A 23,014-nucleotide genomic window follows, 5' to 3' on the forward strand; every position below is an offset into this window, starting at 1 on the left:
GCTCAGAAGATCTTGGAGAACTTGTCGACGTTCCCTTTGTCGTAGGTGAATGGCGGCGCCATTGCGCCTTCACCGTTGGCGTCCAATGCGATGCTGCCCATGCGGCCGGCCGAGACGCTGCCGCCCGGCTTGGCGGTGGGCTGGCCCTTGACGAAGTCGTAGGCGGCGTAGGTGGCGGCGTAACCGAGATCGATCGGATTCCAGATCGCGAACTCGCGCACCGCGCCGCTCTTGACATGGCCCGCCATCTCGGACGGCAGCCCCAGGCCGGTGACGAACACCTTGCCGACCAGGTTCTCGTCGACCACCGCCTTGCTGGCGGCGTTGATGCCGACGGTGGTCGGAGCGATGATCGCCTTCAGGTTCGGATTGCTGCGCAACAGGCCGATCGCCTCGCGGTAGCTCTTGTCCGACTGGTCGTCGCCGTAGACGGTGGCGACCAGCTTCATTTTGCTGAACTCGGGCTTTTCCAGCGCCTTCTTCATCACGCCGATCCAGATATTCTGGTTGGTCGCCTGCGCCGACGCCGACAGGATCGCGATCTCGCCCTTGCCGCCGATGGCGTCGGACGCCATCTGGATCTGCTTCAATCCGATCAGGTCAGCGTTGGAGGGATTGAGCTGCATCAGGCGGCCTTCCGGCGCCAGGCCGCTGTCGAACGAGATCACCTTGATCCCGCGCGCCATGGCCTTTTTGGTGATCGGCACCAGCGCGTTCGGATCGTTGGCCGAGATGACGATGGCGTCGACCTTCTGGCTGATCAGGGAGTTGATGATCTCGATCTGGCCCTCGGCGCTCGGCGTGGTCGGGCCGGTGTAGATGATCTCGACGTTTTTCAGCTCCTTGGCGGCGTCGTTGGCGCCGGTGTGGGCGGCGTCGAAGAAGCCGTTGCCCAGGCTTTTGACGACCATGGCGATGCGCATGTTCTCATTTTTTTTCTCGCCGCAGCCGGCGATGGCCGTCAACAGGCCGGCGGCAACGGCCGCCAATACGATCTTCCTGCGCTTCAATGCGATACCTCCGATTGGTACATCGCGGCCGACTGGTAGTCGAACGGTGGATTGAACGGGCTGGCGTTGTGCTGGGCGGGAATCGCTTCCGGCTCCACGGTCACCACGCGCACGCCGGACTGCTCGAGCAGCTGCACCGCCGAATCGGAGGCGTAGGTGTCGGTGATGACGGTCGATACGCGGTTCAAGCCGCACAGGATCAGGCCCGCCTTCTTGGCGAACTTGGAGCTGTCGACCAGCACGATCAGTTCCTCGGCCTGCGAGATCAGGCGCTTCTCGGCCTGGATCAGCAGCGGGTCGGCCTCCATCAGGCCAAGCAGCGACAGGCCGTAGACGCTCATGAACATCTTGGCCGCGTAATGGTGCTGGGTGATGTCGTTGTCGAAGGGGCTGAGGATGACGTTCTGCTCGCGATAGACCTTGCCGCCGGGGACAATGATCTCGTTCTCGCTCGATACCAGCAGGCGCTCGGCCATCAGGAAGGAGTTGGTGAGGATTTTGAGGTGCTGATCGACCAGGAATTCGGCCATCATGAAGGTGGTGGTGCCGCCGTTGATGATGATCGTTTCACCTTCGGCGCACATGCCGGCGGCGTGGCGCGCGATGGCCCGTTTGCGCTCGGCGTAGCACTGGATGTTGTGCTGGAAGGTCTCGCTGGTGAGGGTGAAGCTGCGTTTTTTCTGCTCCAGGTTCGCGGCGCCGCCACGGGTGCGGGTGAGCAGACTGCGGGCGGCGAGCCAGCTGATGTCGCGGCGCACGGTGGCGGGGGAGGCGCTGAGCCAGTCGACCAACTGCGGCACGCTGGCCGTATTGTGTTCGGCGAGCAACTTCAGCAAACGTTTACGGCGCTTGTGATTTACCATTCCTGTCTCCTTTTTTTTCGCCACTACTACCGTCGCTGCCGCAGTTTTCTGGGGGACCGATCCGGTGTGTGGCTTTATTAATTACTAAGACTAAACATTTCAAAATCTTCCGTCAATCATTAGTCGATCAAATATTTGATTGTTTCCATATCGATTTCGCGATCCAATCACGTTTCGATCATCGATATGATTATTTCCCACTTGGTCATCATCTTGAGCGCTTGCGCATTGACACCCATGCGCCGCTGATTTCTACTGGTCACAGTTGCCAAAAGCGGTAAGGGCAAAGATGAACGCACAATCAAACAACGGAGATCAGTAAATGAAAGTAACCCAGCAGCAAGCCCCGATCACTTCTCTGTGGGACGACAAAGCTGCGGCAGCCATGAGCGAGCCGGAGCTGTTGCTATACCGTTCGAACCTGCTCGGTTCGGACCTGCGCATCACCAATTTCGGTGGCGGCAACACGTCGGCCAAGGTGATGATGGCCGATCCGCTCAGCGGCGAGCAGGTGGAGGTGCTGTGGGTGAAAGGCTCCGGCGGCGACCTTGGCAGCATCAAGCTCGATGGTTTTTCGACGCTGTACATGGATAAGCTCAACGCCCTGAAGTCGCGCTACCGCGGCCTGGCGCTCGAGGACGAGATGGTGGCCTATCTGCCGCACTGCACCTTCAACCTGAATCCGCGCGCCGCCAGCATCGACACGCCGCTGCACGCCTACATCGACCGCAAGCACGTCGACCACATGCACCCGGACGCGGTGATCGCGATCGCCGCCTGCGCCGGCAGCCAGGCCCTGACGCAAAAAATCTTCGAGGGCGAACTGGGATGGCTGCCGTGGCAGCGTCCAGGCTACGACCTTGGTCTGAAACTGGAACAAGTATCGAAGGCGCAGCCCAACCTGAAGGGCATCATCCTCGAAGGCCACGGCCTGTTCACCTGGGGCGACACCGCCAAGTCCTGTTACGAGACGACGCTGGCGATCATCAAACGCGCCGAGGAATGGCTGGCCGCGAATTCGAAGCAGCCGTCGTTCGGCGGCCAGGCGATCGAACCGCTGCCGTCCGAAGAACGCAGCGCCCTGGCGGCCAAGCTGATGCCGCTGCTGCGCGGTAAAATCAGCCGCGATGAATACAAGCTCGGTCACTTCGACGACAGCGCCGCCGTGCTGGAATTCGTCTGCAGCCGCGATCTGCAGCCGCTGGCGGCCCTGGGCACCTCGTGCCCGGACCACTTCCTGCGCACCAAAATCCGTCCGTTCGTGATCGACTTCGATCCGCTCAAGCCGGACTTCGACAAGCTCGTCGCCGGTCTCGATCAGGCGCTGGAGGAGTACCGCGCCGGCTACGTCGCCTACTACGAGCGCTGCAAGCACGATAACAGCCCGGCCGTGCGCGACGCCAATCCGATCATCTACCTGATCCCCGGCGTCGGCATGCTGTCGTTCGCCAAGGACAAGGCCACCGCGCGCATCGCCGGCGAGTTCTATGTCAACGCGATCAACGTGATGCGCGGCGCGAACGGCGTCGACACCTATGTCGGCCTGCCGGAGCAGGAAGCCTTCGACATCGAATACTGGCTGCTGGAAGAAGCGAAGCTGCAGCGCATGCCCAAGCCGAAAAGCCTGGCGGGCCGCATCGCGTTGGTCACCGGCGGCGCCGGCGGCATCGGCCAGGCGGTGGCGAAACAGCTGCTGCAGGAAGGCGCTTGCGTGATGTTGACCGATATCGATCCGGAGGCGCTGTCGCAGGCGCACGCCGACCTGGCCAAGTCGGCCGGCAAGGATAGCGTCGGCAGCATCGTCGCCAACATCACCAGCGAGGCGGAGGTGGAAAGCGTGCTGCAGGCGGCGTCGCTGCGCTTCGGCGGCGTCGATCTGCTGATCTCCAACGCCGGCATCGCCTCGTCGGCGCCGCTGGAGGACACCACGCTGGAAATCTGGCAGCGCAACCAGGACATCCTCGTCACCGGCTACTTCCTGGCCAGCCGCGCCGCGTTCCGCATCATGAAGCAGCAGGGCCTGGGCGGCAGCATGGTGTTCGTCGCCAGCAAAAACGGCCTGGTCGCATCGGCTGGCGCTTCGGCCTACTGCACCGCCAAGGCGGCGGAAATCCACCTGGCGCGCTGCATCGCGCTGGAAGGCGCGCCGCACGGCATCCGCGTCAACGTCGTCAATCCGGACGCGGTCATTCGCGGCTCGCGCATCTGGGACGGCAAGTGGAAGCAGGAACGCGCCCAGTCGAATAAAATCGAGGCCGACGACGTCGAGAAGTTTTACCGTGACCGCAGCATGCTGAAACTGAGCGTCCTGCCGGAGGATATCGCCGAAGCGGTGTACTTCCTCGCGAGCGACAAGGCTGGCAAGAGCACTGGTAACATCCTGAACGTCGATGCCGGCAACGCTGGCGCGTTCACGCGCTAAGCCACATTATAAAAATAACGAAGGAGACCTTTTAATGAGCACCATCATCGACAGCGGCCGCGTGGCCGAACACAACGCCAAGCTGCGCGCCAATCTGGACGAGGACTACGCCGCGCTGGGTGGCATGCTGGCCCGCCGTGGCCAGGACATCGAAAAGCTGACCGCGCAAGCGCAAAAGTTCGCGGTCGCCTTGCCAAGTTGGGGCGCCGGCACCGGCGGCACGCGCTTCGCCCGCTTTCCGGGCAAGGGCGAGCCACGCAATGTGGTCGAAAAGCTGGAGGACTGCGCCGTCATCCATCAGCTGACGTGCGCCACCCCTGGCGTATCGCTGCACTTCCCATGGGATAAAACCTCGGACCCGTCGGCGCTGCGCCAGCAGGCCGAGAGCCATGGGCTGTACTTCGACGCCGTCAACTCCAACACCTTCCAGGACCAGGTCGGGCAGGAGCACAGCTACAAATTCGGCAGCATGACGGCGCACAGCGCGGCCACGCGCGCCCAGGCGGTCGAGCACAATATCGAATGTATCGAGTTGGGCCGGGCGCTGGGATCGAAGGCGCTGACGGTGTGGGTGGGCGACGGCGCCAACTTCCCGGGGCAGCATAACCTGCGCGGCGCGCTGGAACGTTATCTGGATAGCGCGCGCGCCATCTACGCAGCGCTGCCGTCCGACTGGAACATGTTCATCGAGCATAAGCTGTTCGAGCCGGCCTTCTACGCCACCACCATCGCCGATTGGGGCACCAGTTTCGCCTGCGCGCAGACGCTGGGCGAAAAGGCCAAGTGCCTGGTCGACCTGGGCCACCACGCGCCGAACACCAACATCGAGATGATCGTCGCGCGGCTGGCGCAGTTCGGCAAGCTGGGAGGCTTCCACTTCAACGACAGCAAATACGGTGACGACGACCTGGATTCGGGCAGCATCAACCCGTTCCAGCTGTTCCTGGTCTTCAACGAGCTGGCCGATGCGGCGGAACGCGAAGGCGCCTCGTTCGCGCCGGCCTACATGCTGGACCAGTCGCATAACGTCACCGATCCGATCGAAAGCCTGATGAACAGCGCGGTCGAAGTGCAGCGCGCCTTCGTCCAGGCCAACATGGTGGACCGCACCGCCTTGCGCCAGTATCAGGAAGCCAACGACGCCTTGCAGTCGGCGCAAACGCTCAAGCACGCGTACCGCACCGATGTCAGCGCGATTTTGGCGATGGCGCGCCTGCGTTCGGGCGGCGCCATCGATCCGGTGGCGTGCTATCGCGCCAGCGGCTATCGCGGGCAGGCGGCCGAGCGCAGGCCGGCAAAGGCGGGCGCCAGCAGCAGCGGTATCGTCTAAGCGGTGGCCCCGACAATCAAGGGGCCGCGCGATCAGCGCCGCCCGGCCACGCCCGCCGCACGGGCGGTTTGTGTCGCGTTGTCACTGCTATGGCCTGGCGCCGGCCTGGCGGCGGAGCGCGGGCCGGTGCTGTCGGACCGGCTCGCCGATGTCGCCGCCCATCTGGCCAATCCGCCGGTGGACGCCCGTCCGATGGTGCGCTGGTGGTGGTTCGGCCCGGCCGTCGTCCAGTCGCAGCTTGAGCGGGAACTGCTGGCGATGAAGGCCGGCGGTTTCGGTGGCGTCGAGATCCAGCCGGTCTACCCGATGGAGCTCGACGACCCGGCGCGAGGCATCCGCAACGTTCCCTATCTTTCGCCGGAATTCCTCGATTCCGTCGGCTTCGTCAACCGCAAGGCGCGGTCCGAGGGCATGCGCGTCGATATGACCCTGGCCAGCGGCTGGCCTTATGGCGGCCCCAATGTGCCGGTCGCGGAGTCGGCGGGGCGCCTGCGCGTCGCCGTCGCCGAGGTGGCGCCCGGCGAAACCACGGTGGCGCTGCCAGCCATCATGAGCGGCGAGAAGCTGCTGGCCGCTTTCGTCGGCGCGGGCAACGCCAAGCAGTACGACGCGGCGGCATTGAAAATGACGGAGCTGCCTGCGGGGCCTGGCCGCGCGGCGGTCGCGCCGGCGGCCGGTGCGCGCGTCATGGTGTTCTACATCGCCAGCCGCACCGGCCAGCAGGTCAAGCGCGCGGCGCTGGGCGCCGAAGGGTTCGTGCTGGACCACCTGAGCCGCAAGGCGATCGATCATCATCTGAACACCGTCGCCGAGCCTTTGCTGAAGGCCTTTGGCGACCAGCCGCCGTATGCGGTGTTCTCGGACAGTCTGGAAGTCTACGGCACCGACTGGACCGACGATTTTCTCGAGGAGTTCCAGCGTCGGCGCGGCTATGATCTCAAGCCGCATCTGCCAACGATCTTCAGCGGGGCCGGTCCCGATGCCGGCGCGCTGCGCCACGATTGGGCACAAACGCAAACGGAGCTGGTCAACGAACGCTATCTGACGCCGGTCAACGACTGGGCCCAAGCCCATAAAACGCAATTCCGCTCGCAGACCTACGGCGAGCCGGCGGTCTCCATGTCGAGCAACCGCCTGGTCGCGCTGCCGGAAGGCGAGGGACCGCAGTTCCGCACCTTCTCCTTCACCCGGTTGGCGACATCGGCCGGGCACCTGTACAACAAGCCGGTGATCTCGGCCGAAACCTGGACCTGGCTACATTCGCCGGCCTTCAGCGCCACGCCGCTGGACATGAAGGCGGAGGCGGACCGCATGCTGCTGCAAGGCGTGAACCTGTTCGTCGGCCACGGCTGGCCCTACACGCCTCCCGGGCTGCCGGAGCCCGGCTACGCGTTTTATGCGGCGGCCGTGTTCAACGATCATCAGCCTTGGTGGAACGTCATGCCGGATGTGACGGCGTATCTGAGCCGCACCAGCTATCTGCTGCGCCAGGGACGGCCGGCCAATGACGTCGCCGTCCTGCTGCCGAACGACGACGTCTATGCGTCGCTGACGCCCGGTAAAGTGTCGCTGTCGGCGGAGATGCACAAACACGTCACGCCCGAACTGACCGAGCAGATACTCGACGCCGGCCATAATCTGGACTATGTGGACGCCGAATCGATCCTCGCCCTGGGCGTCGGCCACCCGGTGCTGGTGATGCCGCACGTGACGCGCCTGTCGCCGGAGGTGATGGCCAAGCTGTCGGATTACGTGCGCGGCGGCGGCAAGATCATCGCCGTCGGTGGCCTGCCGTCGCTGGCCCCGGGTTTTGCCGGCGCGCAGAGGATCACATCGCAGGTCGTGGCGGCCTCCCAGGCCTTACAAAACACACCTGGCGTGACGCTGGTGGCGGACGACACGGCGGTTAGTGCGGCGCTGGCCAAGGCGGTGACGCCGGACCTGAAGCTGGCGTCGCAGTCGGCCGATGTCGGCTTCGTGCGCCGCAAGCTGGCGGACGGCGACATCTACTTTATCGCCAACACCAGCAACCGACAGGTGCGCACCACGGCCAAACTGCGTGCGACGCGCAAGTCCGCCTCCTGGTGGAATCCGCATGATGGCACGACCAGCGCAGCCCAGGTGACGCCAGCGCTGGAGCTGGATATGGCGCCATACGAGTCGCGCGTCCTGGTTCTGAGCGACGGCGACGCGGCTGCCGCGGTGGCGCCACGCAAGCCCTCCGTGGTGTTGGCGGATTTGAGCCGCGACTGGCAAGTACGCTTTCCCGGCGCGCAGCCGCAATCGATGACGCAACTGCGGTCGTGGACCGACGATTTCTCCAGGCGCTTCTTCTCCGGCGTCGCCGTCTACAGCAAGGATGTGGAGCTCAGCGCATCGCAGCTGAACGGCGCCGCCATTCGCCTCGACTTCGGCAAGGGCACGCCGCTGGAAACCACTCCCAAGGTTCCAGCCGGTATGCGCGCGATGCTCGATAGTCCGGTCCGCGAGGCGGCCGAGGTCTACGTCAACGGCCAGCGGGCCGGTTCGGTGTGGCATCCCCCTTACGAGCTGGATATCACCAGCCGGCTGCGGGCGGGCGTCAACAAGATCGAAGTCAAAGTCGCCAACCTGTCGCTGAACGCGCTGGCGGGCCAGGAACGTCCGGATTACCGGCTGCTGTCGGCGCGCTACGGCCAGCGCTTCGTCCCGCAGGATACCCACCTGATCGTCCCCACGCCGTCCGGCATGCTGGGCCCCGTGCGGCTGCTGGCGCAACCTGACAAATGAGAACCTCCATGAATACCACCAAGTGGATACGCCTGGCGCTTGCCGCGATCCTTGCCCTCGGCATGGCCGGCGCCGGCGCCAAAACCTACAACGCCGGCAGTTACGGCGCCAAGGGCGATGGCGTCACCCTCAATACCAAAGCGATTCAAGCCGCGATCGACGCCGCCGCCAAGGATGGCGGGACGGTGGTGCTCAGTCCCGGCACCTATCTGAGCGGATCTATCTTCGTTAAAAACGGCGTCACGCTGCAAGTGGACAAAGGCGTCACCATCCTCGGTTCGCAGCGGATCGAGGACTATCCCGTCATGCCGACCCGGATCGCCGGTATCGAAATGAGCTGGCCGGCGGCGCTGGTCAACGTCTATGAGCAAAAGAACGCCGCGATCACGGGCGCGGGAACCATCGACGGCGACGGCAAGATCTTTTGGGACAGCTACTGGACCTTGCGCAAGACGTATGAACCGCGCGGGCTGCGCTGGGCCTCGGACTACGACGCCAAGCGTCCCCGCCTTATCCAGGTGTTTAATTCTTCGCAGGTGAAAGTGGGCGGCGGCCTGCTGCTGCGCCGCTCGGGATTCTGGACGCTGCACATCTGCTATTCGACCGACATTACCGTCGATGGCGTCGTCATCCGCAACAACGAAGGCGGACGCGGACCATCGACCGACGGCATCGATATCGACTCTTCCAAAAAGATACTGGTGCAGAACGCGGACATCGCCGTCAACGACGACGCTTTATGTATGAAAGCAGGGCGTGATTCCGACGGCCAGCGCGTCAACCGCCCGACGGAGGATGTGGTTATCCGCGACTCCATCGTGCGCGACGGCGCGGCCGGGGTGACGTTCGGCAGCGAGACGGCGGGCGGCTTCCGCAATATCGAAGCCTACAACATCACGGTGCTCGACAAGGTCCCTGTCGGCATCCTGTTCAAATCGGCGCACACGCGTGGCGGCTTCGGCGAAAATCTGCGCCTGCACGATTTCACGATGAAGGGCACGCCGGTCGTCATCCGCATCACGATGAACTGGAATCCAAGCTACAGCTACGCTGAGATCCCGAAAGACATCAAGGACTATCCGCCGTACTGGAAAGCGTTGGCCACTCCGGTGCCGAGGGAGAAGGGCATCGCGCATTTCCACGACGTTCGCATATGGAACATCCAGGCCACCGGCGCCACCACCGCGTTCGAGGTCGATGGCTACAAGGAGGTGCCGCTGGACCGCTTCAGCCTTGCCAATCTGGACATCGAAGCCGAGAAGGGCGGTCATATCTACGACGTCAAGGCCTGGAAATTCACCGAAACGAAGCTGCGGCTTAAACAGCCGGTCGCCATCGAGGACGCATCGGCCGTCAAGGGACTGCCGGCCGGCAGCGCGGTCGTGGGACCGGCACCGCCAAAGGAAGACCCATCCAAGAAGAGTTTTGAAGAACAGGACAAGACATGATGAATACCCGCTATTTGGTTTTGGCGGTGCTTGCCGCGGTGAGCGGCTGCGCCAGCGTGAACGAGCAGCCACAATATCCGTTGCCGACGCCCGCCATGCAGGCCATCGTCGACAAGGACACCAGCCGTCATTTCGGCGACGCGCCGGCGGACGGCGGGCCGATGGCCACCGACCTGTCACCGGCACTGCGGGCGGCGGCGATCGACAAGGCGCTGCGCAAGGTGGCGGACTGGCAGCTGGCGCGCACCATGCCGCATCTGGACCGGATCTGGACCTCCAGTGTACTGTTCAGCGGTTTCATGGCGGCGTCGGAGGCCACCGGCGATCCGAAATATCGCGACGCCATGCTCGCCATGGCGAATCAGTTCGAATGGAAGCTGCGCACCCCGTATCCCAACGCGGACGATATCAGCGTCGCTCAGACGTATCTGGAATTGTACGAGCGGGATCCCGCGTCGGCACGCCTTGGCCCGACCAAAACGGAACTCGATATCCTGATTAACCTGAAAACGCTCAAGCCTGGCGATGACCGCTTGCCATGGTGGTGGTGCGACGCGCTGTTCATGGCGCCGCCGGTATGGGCGAAGATGTACAAGGCGACCGGCGATCGCAAATACCTCGACTACGTGCACGATCAATGGCGCAAGACCTACGATCTGCTTTACGACCAGGAAGATCATTTGTACGCGCGCGACGCCAGCTACATCGCCAAGCGCGAACCGAATGGCAAGAAGATCTTCTGGTCGCGCGGCGAAGGCTGGGTGCTGGGCGGCCTGGCGCGCACGCTGGACTACATCCCCGAAAACGATCCGCAAAAGCCGTTCTACGTGCGGCAGTTGCGCGAGATGTCGGCCCGTATCGCCGGGTTGCAGGGCAAGGACGGCCTGTGGCACGCCGGCCTGCTCGATCCCGGCAGTTATCCGCTGCCGGAGATCTCCGGCTCGGCGCTGTTCGTGTATGGCATGGCGTATGGCGTCAACAAGGGGTATCTGGACGCCAAGGTCTACCGCCCGGTGATCGAGCGCGCGTGGGCCGGCATCCTCAAACACGTTTATGCGGACGGGCGCCTGGGTGGCATCCAGCAGACCGGCGCCGAACCGGCGTTCTACCGGCCCGCGTCCAGCTTCAACTACGGCGTTGGCGGCTACCTGCTGGCCGCCGCCGAACTGAAAAAAATGGTCAACGGAGGCAAACAATGATCACAAGCGCGTTCCGCATGAAGCTCAAACCGGGCACGGTGGACGAATACAAGCGCCGCCACGACGTGCTGTGGCCGGACCTGGCCGCCGCGCTGAAGGAGGCCGGCATCTACGACTACTCGATCTTCCTCGACGAGGAAACGCTGCACCTGTTCGCCGTGCTGAAGCTCTCCGCCGACAACAAGATCGAGGCGTTGCCGGGCCAACCGGTGATGAAGCGCTGGTGGGACTACATGGCGGACCTGATGGAAGTGGAGCCGGGTAACCGGCCCCGCGAATGGCCACTGCGGCCGATGTTTTATTTCGCCTGAGTGAGCAGGCCGCGATCGCGCAGCCATTCCTCGGCGCGGCGTGGCCACAGTGACGAGGTGCCCAGGCCATCGCGCATGCCCATGCCGTGGCCGCCGTGCTCGAACAGGTACATCTCCGCCGGCACCTTGGCCTTGGTCAGCGCCTGGTAGAACAGGATGCTGTTTTCGACCGGGACGGCTTGATCGGCCTGCGTGTGGATCAGCAGCGTTGGCGGCGTGGCGGCGGTGACCTGCTTTTCCAACGACATCAGCTGGATCGCCTCGGAGGACGGCGTGGCGCCAAGAAGGGCCTTGCGCGATCCCGCATGCACGGCCGGCTCCTGCATCGAAATCACGGGGTACATCAGCATCAGAAAGTCCGGACGGGCGCTGACGGCGTCCATGGCGGCGCCGGTGCGGCCGGCCGGGTTGTCGAACAAGGTGCCGGCGCTGGCCGCCAGATGGCCGCCGGCGGAGCTGCCCATGACGCCGATGCGCGCCGGGTTGATGTTAAATTCGGCGGCGCGCGAACGCAGCATGCGCACCGCGCGCAGCACGTCCTGCAGCGGAGCGGGGTGGCCATACTCCTGCATGCGATACTTGAGCACGAAACTGGTCACGCCCAGGGTGCTGAGCCAGGTGGCATACTGGTCGCCTTCGCGCGCGGTGGACATGCGCACGTAGCCGCCGCCGGGGCAGATGATGACGGCGGTGCCGTTGGGGTGGTCGACCGCCGGGCCGATCATGGTCAGCGTCGGTTCGCTGACGTTGGAGTTGTAGCCGCCGCCGATTTTTTCGGGGCCGATGTCCGCTTTGGCGCCGGGCACTCCTTCCGGCCACAGTGGGATGACGGTGGGCGTGGCGTTGGCCAGGGTGGCGCTGACGCCGAGGATCAGGGTAATCAGGGTTTTTTTCATAGTGAAGAGAGTATCAGATGATGAATCGGATGGCATGCGCCGCGTTGCTGTTTTTCTCGGCCCAGACGGCGAACGCAGTGGATTTGTTTAACGGCCGCGATTTCAGCGGGTGGGAGTTGAAGACGTCGCCGGCGGCAGGCGTCGATAGCGTGTTCCGGATGCTGCCCGGAGGAGTGGTGGCATCGACCGGGCAGCCGTCGGGATTTTTGGCGACGTTGAACACCTACCGCAACTACAAGCTGCATGTGGAGTGGCGCTGGAGCGGGAAGCCGGGTAATGGCGGCATCCTGCTGCATATCAGCGATGGTCCGCTGGATCGGGTGTGGCCGCTCAGTCTCCAGGTGCAGACCAAGCGTGGCAACGCCGGCGATCTGCTGCCGATGGCCGGGGCCAGTTTCGCCGAGGCGTTGACGTCCGCTGCCGGTGCGGAGCCGCGCATCAAAGGGCATACGGCGCCGGATAGCGAGCGGCCGGTCGGGGAATGGAATGTGTGCGATATCGTCAGCCGCGATGGCAAGGTCGAGGTCACCATCAATGGCGTTTATCAAAATAGCGTCGCGGACAGTCAGCCGGCGTCGGGACGCATCGGGTTCCAGCTCGAGGGGGCGCCGTATGAGTTGCGTCATGTGGAAATTGTGGAGTTGAATTGATCGGTACGGCGTACTCCGTGACGGGGCGCCGCTTGCCTGAGTGTTGTATAAAAGGCGGCGCGCGCAAAAGCGGCCGCGCGGCGTCAGCGGTGGGCCGGCATTTTTCCTCGTTTGTAGGTAAAGTCCGGGATGTTGGTAGTCGGTGTAAACGGATTTAGTTCAGGCTGCCTATTGCGCAAGCGAACCACCAGATGATTGTCGGGTTTTTCGATCTTCATTCGAAAGAAATGTGCCACTCGGGCATTGACACTCCGGTTTTTTTAGAGATTGCGTTACGGATGTGTAATGTTAGTCAGATGACGTTAAAACGCAGCTATGATTAGGCCATCAATGGAAAGAGATCTGGCCATGAAAATTTCGATAAAATTTTTGATCATGTCGTTCGCCAGCCTGTTTTGTTTATCAGCTAACGCAGTTGACTGCCTGAAATATGAGCCCGCTGTCCTGGTATTAACCGGATCGCTCCACCGGGCCACTTTCCCCGGCAAACCCAACTTTGAAAGTGTCGTCAACGGCGACGAACCGGAGACCGGCTTTTACTTAACACTCAATCAGCCCATATGCACACAAGGAGATAGCGGCCCTGATCGCCAACCCCATGATGCTGTGAAAGAAGTTCAACTCGTCCTCACGAAAACACAGTACGCCACGCTACGGTCGAAGATCGGCGACCAGGTACAGTTGCGAGGACAGTTATTCTCAAGTTTTACCGGGCATCACCACGCTGACGTACTGCTTCGTGTCACACAATAGTCCTCGTTGCAGCACAACTCAATGCGGAGCCAGATTACGCCCCCAAGCCGCCGAGGTTTTTTACGCCAAAGGCATCAAGAGCGGGAGTACGTTCTACGCCAAGGTCGCCGAATTGATGATCATTCACGGTGAACCTGATGATGTGATATTGGACTCGGCATCATTTTAGTTGATAGTTGTGGCCGTTACTTTGCACGTGCACCCGCAATCGACAGATAGCTGAAATTGGTCGAATAACGGGCGATTGGAAAAATAAGGAACCTGTATGAAAAAACTGCTCTTCATCAGTTTCATCTTTTTCATATCTGGTTGTCCTGCTTCTGAAGCGCAGGACCTGCCTCCAGCGAATTATGAGAACTTGGGAGTATGCCCTTTCGAATGCTGCGAGTATCGGACTTGGACTGCTAACGATGATATTGCTGTGCATGAGAGGCGCAGCTATAAATCAGCTGTAGTATTCCATCTGCATACACAAGAGAAGTTCCATGCTCTGACGGGTGTCGTTGTGACCGAGAAAGCGGGTGTCGTTCGAATCGACAAGGCGGTTCACGACGGCTATGTCAAAGGAATAGACAAGCCGCAGCTTACGCTTAGAGCTGGTGATATTGTCTATATGCTGTCGCCCTTGGGCGAAGGCTTCTACCTTTTTTGGTATCGGGGCAAAGTCTACACAAGCGGCGTTGGTCTCGCCACGATGCCCGGCGCGGACGGAAAAGGGGCAAAAATGACTTGGTGGAAGCAGGTCGAGAATAAGGCAGGCAAGCGGGGCTGGACAACGTCCGACAAGTTCTCGAATGCGGACTCGTGCGGATGACTTAGCGCGAGCCGTGAATTTTGCAGCGAAGTCTGGTATAAAACGGCCAGAAGTGGAACATGGTGCGGGTGGCGCCAGCGGCGCCGGCCGCGATAGCCCAGATCCACAAACACCTCCTTGGGCTGGTGATCGGCGAGGTTCACATGGGAGTCATGCGGCATTCCGACTAGCGCTTGAGCCAAGCCTTCGGCACCGGCACGATGCAAATGTTCATGCTGCGACCATCCTCCGACAGCATCGCCGATTGAATCTCGATTCGCGTGCCGTCGGCGTTGAAGGTCGGGTGAGGGTGGTCCGCCGCCGTGGTTTTGTGCCCGGTGGTCAGCATGATCATCTCGCGCGTCTTGCGGTCGATCAGGTACACGCTGCGGCTGAAATCATCGCCGACCGCCCAACGTCCGTCCGACGATCCATGCACATGCCACAACCCGCTGCCGGACGGCGTCTGCCCCGCAATCGTCATTTCACGTGTACGCAGGTTGACGATGGCCAGCCCGCTCGGTTTCTCGCGCGTGCCGGTGATGCCCCAACCCTCGTCCTGCCCTGGATTGGCGCCCTGAACGCCGGTCGCCGGCGCGTCCACCCCGCCACCACCTTCGGCGATAGGCCGGTGCCCCATGATCGCCATCGCCACTTCATCCTTCGAGATCACCGCTTCGTGCGTGACCCATTCATACGGCGCTTCCGGATAGAGCGGGCGCAGGCCGCTGCCGTCGGACTTCACCGTCCAGGTGCGCTGCGGCGACTTGCCCCCGGTCTCCCAGCAAAAGACGATTTCGCCCGGATTCCACAGATTCGCCTGGATATGGCCGATCTGGAAAGGCACCGAGACCACATGTTTGACTTCGCCGGTGCGCAGGTTCATGCGCGCGATCCCGTTCGGCCCGGCGCCCATGCCACGTGGCCCGAACGCTTCCGCTATCTTCACGTCCGGCGCCAGGTGCCTGGCCGCCTCGCCCGGCCCGGTGCGAAAGTACGCCCATTCCTCTCCGGCGTCCAGCGCCATATCGCCGCCGGCTTCCAGCCCCGGCGCGGTGGTACCGCAAATTCGCTGATAGGCGCCGGCAGACTTGAGTTTGCCGGCCTTGCTGTCGGCCAGCAGCGTCGCCAGATCCACCTCGACGATCTGCAGGCGCTTCTCGTCGGCGTCCTTGCGCATGAAATAGAGCTTCATCGATTTGCGCGCCAGATTAAGCATGCCGAGGTAGCCACCCTCCGTGACCTGAACCAGTTCGCCGGTCCGTTCGTTGACGGCCATGGCCTCGCCCTCGACGCGCGCGGAGCGGAACACCAGCCACTTGCCGTCCGAGGTCCATTGTGGATGGGTGGGATAGATCTTGGAATCGCCGTGCGGTTTGCTGGTCAGGAAGGTGAGCATGGTGCCGGTGACCGGATCCTTGACGACCTTGCGCTCGGACGGAAAACGCGTCCCGATTTGCGCATGCGCGCCGCTGGAGAGGATGAGGGCCGCGCAAATCAGGGTCTTGATAATCATCGATAGCTCAAAACAGGTTGAAAGGTTACGATTGTCTGCTCATACCGATGCGGGCATTGCTCATTTTTCTGATTCTTTAGGCGCAAAGCACAAGGCCCGAAAAATCCTCGCATAGAATTGTCGCCATGAACAGATACCTCGCTTTTGTCCTCAAACTGTGCTGCGCCGCAGCAGTTCTGGCCTCTTCGCCGGCACTCGCGCAGACCCCGCCGCCTGCCGTCAATACCGATCCGCGCAACGCGCAGGTGGTGCTGCCGGAACCGGCCGATCCCAGCCTGCCTTCGCTGATATTGATCGGTGATTCGACTGTCCGCAACGGCAAGGACGATGGCCAGGGCAAGGGCGCGGCGGGCCAATGGGGCTGGGGCAATCCGCTGGCGTCGATGTTCGACCCGGCCAAGATCAACGTGGTCAATCGCGCCATCGGTGGGCTCAGTAGCCGGACCTACCTGACCACCAAACACTGGCAGCGCACCCTCGCATTGGTCAAGGCGGGCGACGTGGTGTTGATCCAGTTTGGCCACAATGACTCCGGACCGGTCAACGACAACGTCCGCGCGCGCGGCACGATCAAGGGAACCGGCGACGAGGTCGAGGAGATCGATAACCTGATGACCAACGAACGCGAAGTGGTGCATAGCTACGGCTGGTATCTGCGCACCTTCGTCGCCGATATCAAGGCGCGCGGCGCCACGCCCGTCATCTGCTCGCCGATACCGCGAAAAAGTTGGGGCGAGGATGGCAAGATCCGGCGCAGCCAGAATGAATACGCCGGCTGGGCCGAGCAGGTGGCACGCCAGCAGAAGGTCGGATTCATCGATTTGAACGGAATGATCGCGCGCCAGTACGACACCATGGGCCGGGACGCCGTGATGCGCTTGTTCCCGTTGGTGACGCCGGACGAGAACACCCACACCAATCTGGCCGGCGCCGAGTTGAACGCCCGCGCCGTGGTGGCCGGCCTCAAAGCCCTGCGTACGCCGGTCGTCATGACCGCGCTGAACACGGCCGGCATGGCCGTTCCGGCCGCCGAGGATGATCGTCCGGTGGTCGACGCCAGCAAGATCACCGGAGAAAAACCGCGCGATCCATCGTTACCCAGCCTTTTCCTGGTTGGCGATTCGACCGTCAAAAGCGGCGGTGCGAACGGCGCCATCGGCTGGGGGGAGCGCATTGCGCCGTTTTTTAACACCGATAAGATCAACGTCGTCAATCACGCGATCGGCGGCCGCAGCAGCCGTACCTTCTTTACCGAAGGCCGCTGGGACAAGGTGCTGGCGCAGCTGAAGGCCGGCGATATCGTCGCGATCCAGTTCGGCCACAACGACGGCGCCCGTATCGGCGACCCGGCCGGTAAAAATCGCGGCTCGGTGCCCGGCACCGGCCCGGAGACGGTGGAGGACACACGGCCGGACGGCGTCAAGGAGCAGGTTCACACATTTGGCTGGTATATGGCGCGCTATGTCGCCGACGCGAAAGCCAAAGGCGCGACCGTCATCCTGCTGTCGCCTGTTCCGCACCGCGACGTGTGGGAGCAGGGCCGCGACTTCGCGAACTATGCGCAGTGGGACGAGGAAGTGGCGCGCAAAAACGGCGCGCTGTTCGCCGACCTGACGATGATCGTCAGCGACGCTTACCGCAAGGCCGGCGCCGTGACGGTCAACGGCTATTTTTCCGACGCCCGCACGCATACCAATGAAGCCGGCGCGCAGTTCAATGCCGCGCGCGTGGTCGACGCCTTCAAAAGCTTGCCGGGCGACCCGCTGGCAGCTTATCTAAAACACTAACAACAACGAGACACAATACATGAAAGTCAAGCTTCTGCTGAAAAAGACCGCCATCGCCGCCATGCTGCTGCCGTTGGCATGCCAGGCCTGGGCCGAGACCAAGCCCGCCAACGACATGACCGCGCCGCTGCACCTGATGAAGGCCGACTATCCCACGCCCTATGGCAATCCATCGGTCGACGATGTGTCCAAGGTGCTGGACCGGGTTTTTACTTATCTGGACGCGGCCACGCCGACGCAGGCGATCAACGCCAAGACCAAAAAGGAAATCACCAATTTCAACCAGATCGATGACGACACCGTGTTCGCTCCCGGTGATTTTCGCCTGACCAGCTACGAGTGGGGCGTGACGTACGCCGGCATGCTGGCGGCGGGCGGCGCCACCGGCGACAAGCGTTACAAAGATTATGTGAACAAGCGCCTGACGCTGCTGGCCAATCTGGCGCCGGCCACGCTGGCGCGCATGAAGTCCAACCCGCAAAGCAAGTCGCCGGTGCGCGGTATGCTGGAGCCGCACGCGCTGGACGATATCGGTGCCGTGTGCGCCGCGATCGTCAAGGCGAAGCGGGAGGGCTTGCAGGCGGACGTCAAGCCGCTGCTCGATAGCTGCGTCACCTTCATCCGTACCAAGGAACATCGGTTGAGCGACGGGACCCTGGCGCGCGTGCGTCCGCAGGTCGATACGCTGTGGTTGGACGATCTGTTCATGGCCGTGCCGGCGCTGGCGCAACTGGGCAAGCTGACCGGCGACGCCAGCTACTATGACGATGCGGTCAAACAGGTGGAGCAGTTCTCGAAGCGGATGTTCAATGAGCGCAAGGGCATCTATATGCATGGCTGGGTGCAGGGCATGGACGTGCATCCGGAGTTCCACTGGGCGCGCGCGAACGGTTGGGCGGTGATGACCATGGTGGAGCTGCTCGATGTGCTGCCGAAGGATCATCCGGGATATCCGATGGTGCTCAAGCAGTTGCGGGCGCACGTCAAGGGGCTGGCCTCGTATCAGGATGGCACGGGCTTGTGGCATCAGCTGCTGGACCGGAACGATACCTATCTGGAGACGTCGGCGACGGCGATCTATGCGTATTCGATGGCCCGTGCGATTAATAAGGGCTATATCGATAAGATGGCGTATGCGCCGGCCGTGATGCTGGCCTGGAATGCGGCGGCGACCAAGGTCAATGCGAAGGGACAGGTTGAAGGGGTTTGCGTCGGGACGGGGATGGGGTTTGATCCGGCGTTTTATGCCTATCGGCCGGTGAACGTGTATGCGGCGCATGGATACGGGCCGGTGCTGCTGGCGGGCGCGGAGATTATCACCATGCTGAAGACGAATAAGTTTGAGATTAACGATAGTTCGTTGCAGTTGTTGGTGAAATGACCCGATGCATGCGTCGGTTGCGGCGCATGCATGGCGGATTACGCTTCGCTAATCCGCCCTACGTGGTTTAGAGTGGTTCAGTCAGAGTGGTTCAGAGTTCGACATCTTCGTGAGCAGTTCTTCCGGTACGGCTATCACCGTGCCGTGGCGTAGGCGCCGCGGCGTGCCTTCGTCGGGGAATTGCATTTTCGCTGTTACGTCTTCCCAGTGCACCAGGTCGCGCGAGCGCATGGCGCCATAATGCTTGGTCGTGTAGGCGTCGTAATACAGGATCACGTCCTTGCCGATCTGTAGCGCCGTCGGTCCTTCCACCCACAGGCCCGGCGGCGTGATGGGCGCACCGAGTTCGCCGAACGGTCCGCGCAGGTCCGGCGCCGCCGCGATCCGTAAGTGCTTCTTCGGCGGGTTGCGCGTTTCATCCTTGACCACCAGGTAGTTCTTGCCGTTCGCGCGCAAGAAGCTGGCGTCGATCACGCTGAAGCCGGGATCGTAGTACAGCCGCGTGGGCGCGTACGTGACGAAGTCGCGCGTCGTCGTGTAATACATGCGGTGATTGTATTTTTCCTCCGACGAGCCGTCCGTCGCGGGGAAGCGCCCCGGTATCGTCGACGCCCAGAAGATCAGGAACTCGCCCCGCTTGTCGTCGTAGACAATCTCCGGCGCCCAGGCGTTCAGCGAGCCCGGTTCGTGCGCCATCACCGGCACCTGCTGCTGCGGCGACCAGTTGACCAGGTCCTTCGACGAGGCATAGCCGATGTTGTTCTCGTTCCAGCCGGAGGTCCACACCATGTGGTACGTGCCGTCCGGGCCGCGCACGATGCAGGGATCGCGCATCAATTTGGAGTTGCCGACCTTCGGCGCCAGGAAGCTGCGGCCGCCGCCCAACTTGTCCCATTTGTAGCCGTCGGTGCTGCCGGCGAAATGCAGTCCGTCCTCGCCGTTGCCGGTGAAGTAGGCGAAAACGTAGGCGTCGGCCGCCTGCGACGCGAAGCTGGCGATCGCCAGCGTGATGCCAACGGCCAGCTGCCGCGTGATCTTCATATTATTGGTTTGCCTCGTCGCCCAGTGGGCGTTCGTTGGTGAAGGTGGGACTGGCCGGGACCGAGAACGAGGCCACCGGATCGGGATGGGTTGGATCGAAATTGCCGTAGCCGTCGGCGATGAAGGCGGCGGCGGGCACGCCACTGCGCCGCAAGCCGGCCAGCACCGCCTGCGCCAGCTCGTAGCCGCCGTAGTTGTTGTGGTGCGTGTTGTCGATGCGTCCCGGCTGTGGCTCGGCGAAGGCTTGTTTCGACAGCTCGGGACCAAGCGCCTCGTAGAACGGTTTGCTCATCGCATTGAGGTCGATGAAGGCGACGCCAAGCTCCTTCGCGGATTCGCGCGCCGCGTCGGCATAGTCACGCAGCGATGGCACGACCTGGCCCGCCTGGTCGAAATTGCGGCGCTCCATCGACGATACGATGACCGGAATGCCGCCGTGCGCGCGGATGGCGTCGACGTGCGCGCGGATCTCGTCCTTGTAGGTGGTGAATGGGCCGCCCTTGTTTTCCTTGATCTGTTTCTGGTCGTTGTGACCGAACTGCATCAGGACAGTGTCGCCCGGCCGCATCGCGCTGACGACTTTGTCCAGCCGCCGGCGCGCCAGCGAATCGCGGTAGGTTTCGCCGGATTCGGCGTGGTTGGCGACCGCGATGCCGGGCTTGAGGAAGCGCGGCAGCATTTGTCCCCAGCTGCTGTAAGGTTCGCCCGGCTGGTCGCAGACGGTGGAGTCGCCGAGCAGGAATAGCGTCGGCGTGGTGACCGGGACGATCTCGATGGCGCTGATCGCCGGCCTGGCGCCGTTGATTTCCAGTGTCAGGCGCTTGTCCCAGTTCCAGGCTTCCTGCACCGTTTCTCGCGGGGCCTTCAACTTGACGGCGCCGGCGGCGATGCCGTCGCCGGCCGGGATGCGCGGCGTACGGACGTTGACGGTGAAACTGCGTTTGACCACGGCGCCGGGCGCGGTCGCCACGTTTTCCAGCATCAGCCGGCGCAGTTCCGACTTGACGGTGGTGGTCGACGCGGACTCGCCGCCGCCGAAGGTGATCGTGACGTTGTAGTTCCCCTCGGGCAGATCGACGGAAAAGAAGAAGGGCTTGTCGGCGCCCAGGTGGCTGGTGCGCGCCTGGACATTGCGCACCATCGCGCCCGGCTCGAAGCCGAAGCCGCGTTTTTCGTCGTACGTCATGTCGGGTTGCACGGCGGTGTAGCCGGCGGGCGGTTTGCCGCCACCGAAAGCCAGACGCCAAGTGTCGGTGGCGGCGGCGTGCGCACCGCCGGAAGCGGCTAACGCCAGAATAGAAAACCCTGCCAGCAGCAGCGCCGAGGAGAGACGACGGCGTACCACCGGCAGGGAAGGAGTGCCCGGTTTAAACTGCATTAATTCGATTTGCCCAGCGTGACGCTGACCGGCGAGCGTACCCGCGCCGCCTGCGCCGCCACGTACTTCAGCCAGTCGTCGCGGGTGGCGAAGTCGCCGCCCCGGGTCCAGCCGGAGCCCACGTAATAGCGCAGCGGCTGGCCGGAGATGACCTTGGCCAGCATCAGCGTATTGAGCTTGTCTTCGGCGTAGCCTTTTTCGTCGGCGGTCGGCACGATGACGGCGGTACCGAAGGCGCCGTTAGATTTCTGTTCGATCCATTGGATCATCGAGCGGTCGGCCGGCACGGTCGACGGCGTGATCACCGCTTCCTGGCCCTTGTCGGCCGGGGTTTTGTTCAGTCCCACGGCGGCGGTCAGCTGTTGCGGACCGGTGAAGGTGAAGGTGCTTTCGATCTGGTCGAAGTAATGTCCGGCGTCGACGGTAAAGCGCTTGACTTCCGATACCTTGGTGCCGGCGGCGTCCCAGGCGTCGTAGTTCAATTCGAAGATGGCGCGCACCGGGCCGTTGGCGATGACTTTCCAGCTGGCGTAGTTCACGCTGGTGTACAGGGCGCCGCCGTCCCAAATGCCGGTGCCGCCCGCGCCGCGCGACTTGCCGACGTTGTACATGTCCATGCCTTCGCCTTCGTCATGGTGGTAATGATCGTGGCCCTTGTTGTACCAGCGGTCGACGATGGGATAGGCCACGCGCTTGTGCCAGATATCCATGCCGCTGGTGACCAGCACTTCCTTGCCGCTGCCCTCGGGGGCCGGCGCGGCCAGCGCGGGGCCGTAGGTACGGTGCCCGACCTTGTCGTTCTCCCATGCGAAATCGTCCAGGCGTTCCGGTATATAGCGGGCCGAGACCTTGCTGGGGAAGGGCGGCGCCATCGCCTCGATCTTTTCGACGGTGAAGGTGGCCTTCTTTTCGCCGGCGGCGAAGTTATGCTGGAAAATCAGGTCGCCATACGCGACGCCGATATTCTTCGGGTCCTTGGCCTGCGGTGCGACATTGGTGACCTGGTATGGGAGCACGTGGCCGGCGGCGTCCTTCACTTCAATATGCTGCAGCAGCGCGCCTGGCAGCACGCGATTGACCTCGCTCCACGGAATGGTGATCGTCTCCGATGGACGCGCCTGATCCAGGTTGTGCGTGACGGTGACGGTCAAACGCTCGGCGGCCAAGCCAGTGCCGGCGGCGGCCAGTGCGGCGGGTACAAACAGGATATGGCGAAGGTTCATGTATTTACCAGTATTTAAAAACGACGAAATGGAAGCGGGTATCTCCGAGACTGTACCGCATCTTGCAATTCGCTCAAAGCACGAATGAAACCGGCGCCATCGTCCGCTGCTTATTTTGATTTTCAGTTGCCGAAAGTATCGATATTCCGATCCAGCGTGTCAACGGTCCACGCGATCTAATCATGTTTGTGACTGAAGCTAGTAAAAGTTTGTAGGCCAAATTTCATTAAGTGTTCTGGTGATT

At 62.6% G+C, this 23,014-nt stretch carries 18 protein-coding genes; 11 read left to right on the forward strand and 7 right to left on the reverse strand.

Annotated features, from left to right (window positions below; all coding sequences use genetic code 11):
- Positions 1-2: 2 nt before the first annotated feature.
- Positions 3-1,016 (reverse strand): rhamnose ABC transporter substrate-binding protein, encoded by a 1,014-nt coding sequence (rhaS, locus tag JOD97_RS01730; protein WP_373999826.1) that lies wholly within the window; start codon positions 1,014-1,016, stop codon positions 3-5.
- Positions 1,007-1,873, reverse strand: coding sequence for a DeoR/GlpR family DNA-binding transcription regulator (locus tag JOD97_RS01735; RefSeq protein ID WP_209712897.1), 867 nt, complete (start codon positions 1,871-1,873; stop codon positions 1,007-1,009). The genes rhaS and JOD97_RS01735 overlap by 10 nt, the downstream gene beginning before the upstream one ends.
- Positions 1,874-2,195: 322 nt before the next feature.
- Between JOD97_RS01735 and JOD97_RS01740 the strand changes: the two genes are divergently transcribed.
- The 6 genes from JOD97_RS01740 (at position 2,196) to JOD97_RS01765 (ending at position 11,352) form a co-directional block, all read left to right on the forward strand.
- Positions 2,196-4,295, forward strand: coding sequence for a bifunctional rhamnulose-1-phosphate aldolase/short-chain dehydrogenase (locus JOD97_RS01740; protein WP_209712898.1), 2,100 nt, complete (start codon positions 2,196-2,198; stop codon positions 4,293-4,295).
- A gap of 34 nt (positions 4,296-4,329) precedes the next feature.
- Positions 4,330-5,625 carry an L-rhamnose catabolism isomerase gene (gene rhaI, locus JOD97_RS01745; RefSeq protein WP_209712899.1) on the forward strand — a complete coding sequence of 432 codons (1,296 nt, stop codon included), beginning with the start codon at positions 4,330-4,332 and terminating at the stop codon, positions 5,623-5,625.
- Positions 5,626-5,703: 78 nt separating this feature from the next.
- Positions 5,704-8,394, forward strand: a complete 2,691-nt coding sequence (locus JOD97_RS01750; protein WP_229264146.1) for a glycosyl hydrolase — start codon at positions 5,704-5,706, stop codon at positions 8,392-8,394.
- An 8-nt stretch (positions 8,395-8,402) separates the two neighbouring features.
- Positions 8,403-9,842, forward strand: coding sequence for a glycoside hydrolase family 28 protein (locus JOD97_RS01755; protein WP_209712900.1), 1,440 nt, complete (start codon positions 8,403-8,405; stop codon positions 9,840-9,842).
- Positions 9,839-11,041, forward strand: coding sequence for a glycoside hydrolase family 105 protein (locus tag JOD97_RS01760; protein ID WP_209712901.1), 1,203 nt, complete (start codon positions 9,839-9,841; stop codon positions 11,039-11,041). The genes JOD97_RS01755 and JOD97_RS01760 overlap by 4 nt, the downstream gene beginning before the upstream one ends.
- Entirely contained in the window at positions 11,038-11,352 is a 315-nt protein-coding gene (locus JOD97_RS01765) for an L-rhamnose mutarotase (RefSeq protein WP_209712902.1), read from the forward strand. The genes JOD97_RS01760 and JOD97_RS01765 overlap by 4 nt, the downstream gene beginning before the upstream one ends.
- On the opposite strand, the gene JOD97_RS01770 is transcribed toward JOD97_RS01765, so the two are convergent.
- Positions 11,340-12,248, reverse strand: coding sequence for an alpha/beta hydrolase (locus tag JOD97_RS01770; protein WP_229264147.1), 909 nt, complete (start codon positions 12,246-12,248; stop codon positions 11,340-11,342). The two genes, JOD97_RS01765 and JOD97_RS01770, sit on opposite strands and share 13 nt — an antisense overlap.
- A 17-nt stretch (positions 12,249-12,265) precedes the next feature.
- On the opposite strand from JOD97_RS01770, the gene JOD97_RS01775 reads away from it, so the two are divergent.
- The 3 genes from JOD97_RS01775 (at position 12,266) to JOD97_RS01785 (ending at position 14,465) form a co-directional block, all read left to right on the forward strand.
- Entirely contained in the window at positions 12,266-12,898 is a 633-nt protein-coding gene (locus tag JOD97_RS01775) for a DUF1080 domain-containing protein (RefSeq protein ID WP_209712904.1), read from the forward strand.
- A 348-nt stretch (positions 12,899-13,246) separates the two neighbouring features.
- Entirely contained in the window at positions 13,247-13,651 is a 405-nt protein-coding gene (locus tag JOD97_RS01780) for a DUF4431 domain-containing protein (protein ID WP_209712905.1), read from the forward strand.
- A 265-nt stretch (positions 13,652-13,916) separates the two neighbouring features.
- The gene (locus JOD97_RS01785) at positions 13,917-14,465 is read left to right on the forward strand and encodes a hypothetical protein (protein WP_209712906.1); all 549 of its coding nucleotides are present in this window, start codon (positions 13,917-13,919) and stop codon (positions 14,463-14,465) included.
- Positions 14,466-14,631: 166 nt separating this feature from the next.
- Here JOD97_RS01785 and JOD97_RS01790 read toward each other — a convergent pair whose 3' ends face one another.
- Positions 14,632-15,960, reverse strand: a complete 1,329-nt coding sequence (locus JOD97_RS01790; RefSeq protein WP_209712907.1) for a hypothetical protein — start codon at positions 15,958-15,960, stop codon at positions 14,632-14,634.
- Between the two features lie 125 nt (positions 15,961-16,085).
- On the opposite strand from JOD97_RS01790, the gene JOD97_RS01795 reads away from it, so the two are divergent.
- Together JOD97_RS01795 and JOD97_RS01800 are read left to right on the forward strand one after the other, a co-directional pair.
- Positions 16,086-17,747 (forward strand): rhamnogalacturonan acetylesterase, encoded by a 1,662-nt coding sequence (locus JOD97_RS01795; RefSeq protein WP_209712908.1) that lies wholly within the window; start codon positions 16,086-16,088, stop codon positions 17,745-17,747.
- Between the two features lie 19 nt (positions 17,748-17,766).
- Complete coding sequence (locus tag JOD97_RS01800; protein WP_209712909.1) at positions 17,767-19,128, forward strand: glycoside hydrolase family 105 protein; 1,362 nt, start codon at positions 17,767-17,769, stop codon at positions 19,126-19,128.
- Positions 19,129-19,209: 81 nt separating this feature from the next.
- Here JOD97_RS01800 and JOD97_RS01805 read toward each other — a convergent pair whose 3' ends face one another.
- Genes JOD97_RS01805 through JOD97_RS01815 form a run of 3 tightly spaced genes read right to left on the reverse strand, consistent with a single transcriptional unit; the run spans position 19,210 to position 22,770 of the window.
- Positions 19,210-20,169, reverse strand: a complete 960-nt coding sequence (locus JOD97_RS01805; protein ID WP_209712910.1) for a glycoside hydrolase family 43 protein — start codon at positions 20,167-20,169, stop codon at positions 19,210-19,212.
- A 1-nt stretch (position 20,170) separates the two neighbouring features.
- Entirely contained in the window at positions 20,171-21,547 is a 1,377-nt protein-coding gene (locus JOD97_RS01810; RefSeq protein WP_209712911.1) for a rhamnogalacturonan acetylesterase, read from the reverse strand.
- On the reverse strand, positions 21,547-22,770 hold the full coding sequence (locus tag JOD97_RS01815) for a DUF4861 family protein (RefSeq protein WP_209712912.1): 1,224 nt from the start codon (positions 22,768-22,770) through the stop codon (positions 21,547-21,549). Before JOD97_RS01815 ends, JOD97_RS01810 begins: the two co-directional genes overlap by 1 nt.
- Positions 22,771-23,014 lie beyond the last annotated feature (244 nt).

It is taken from the genome of Duganella sp. 1411 (assembly GCF_017833525.1).
GTDB lineage: Bacteria > Pseudomonadota > Gammaproteobacteria > Burkholderiales > Burkholderiaceae_D > Rugamonas.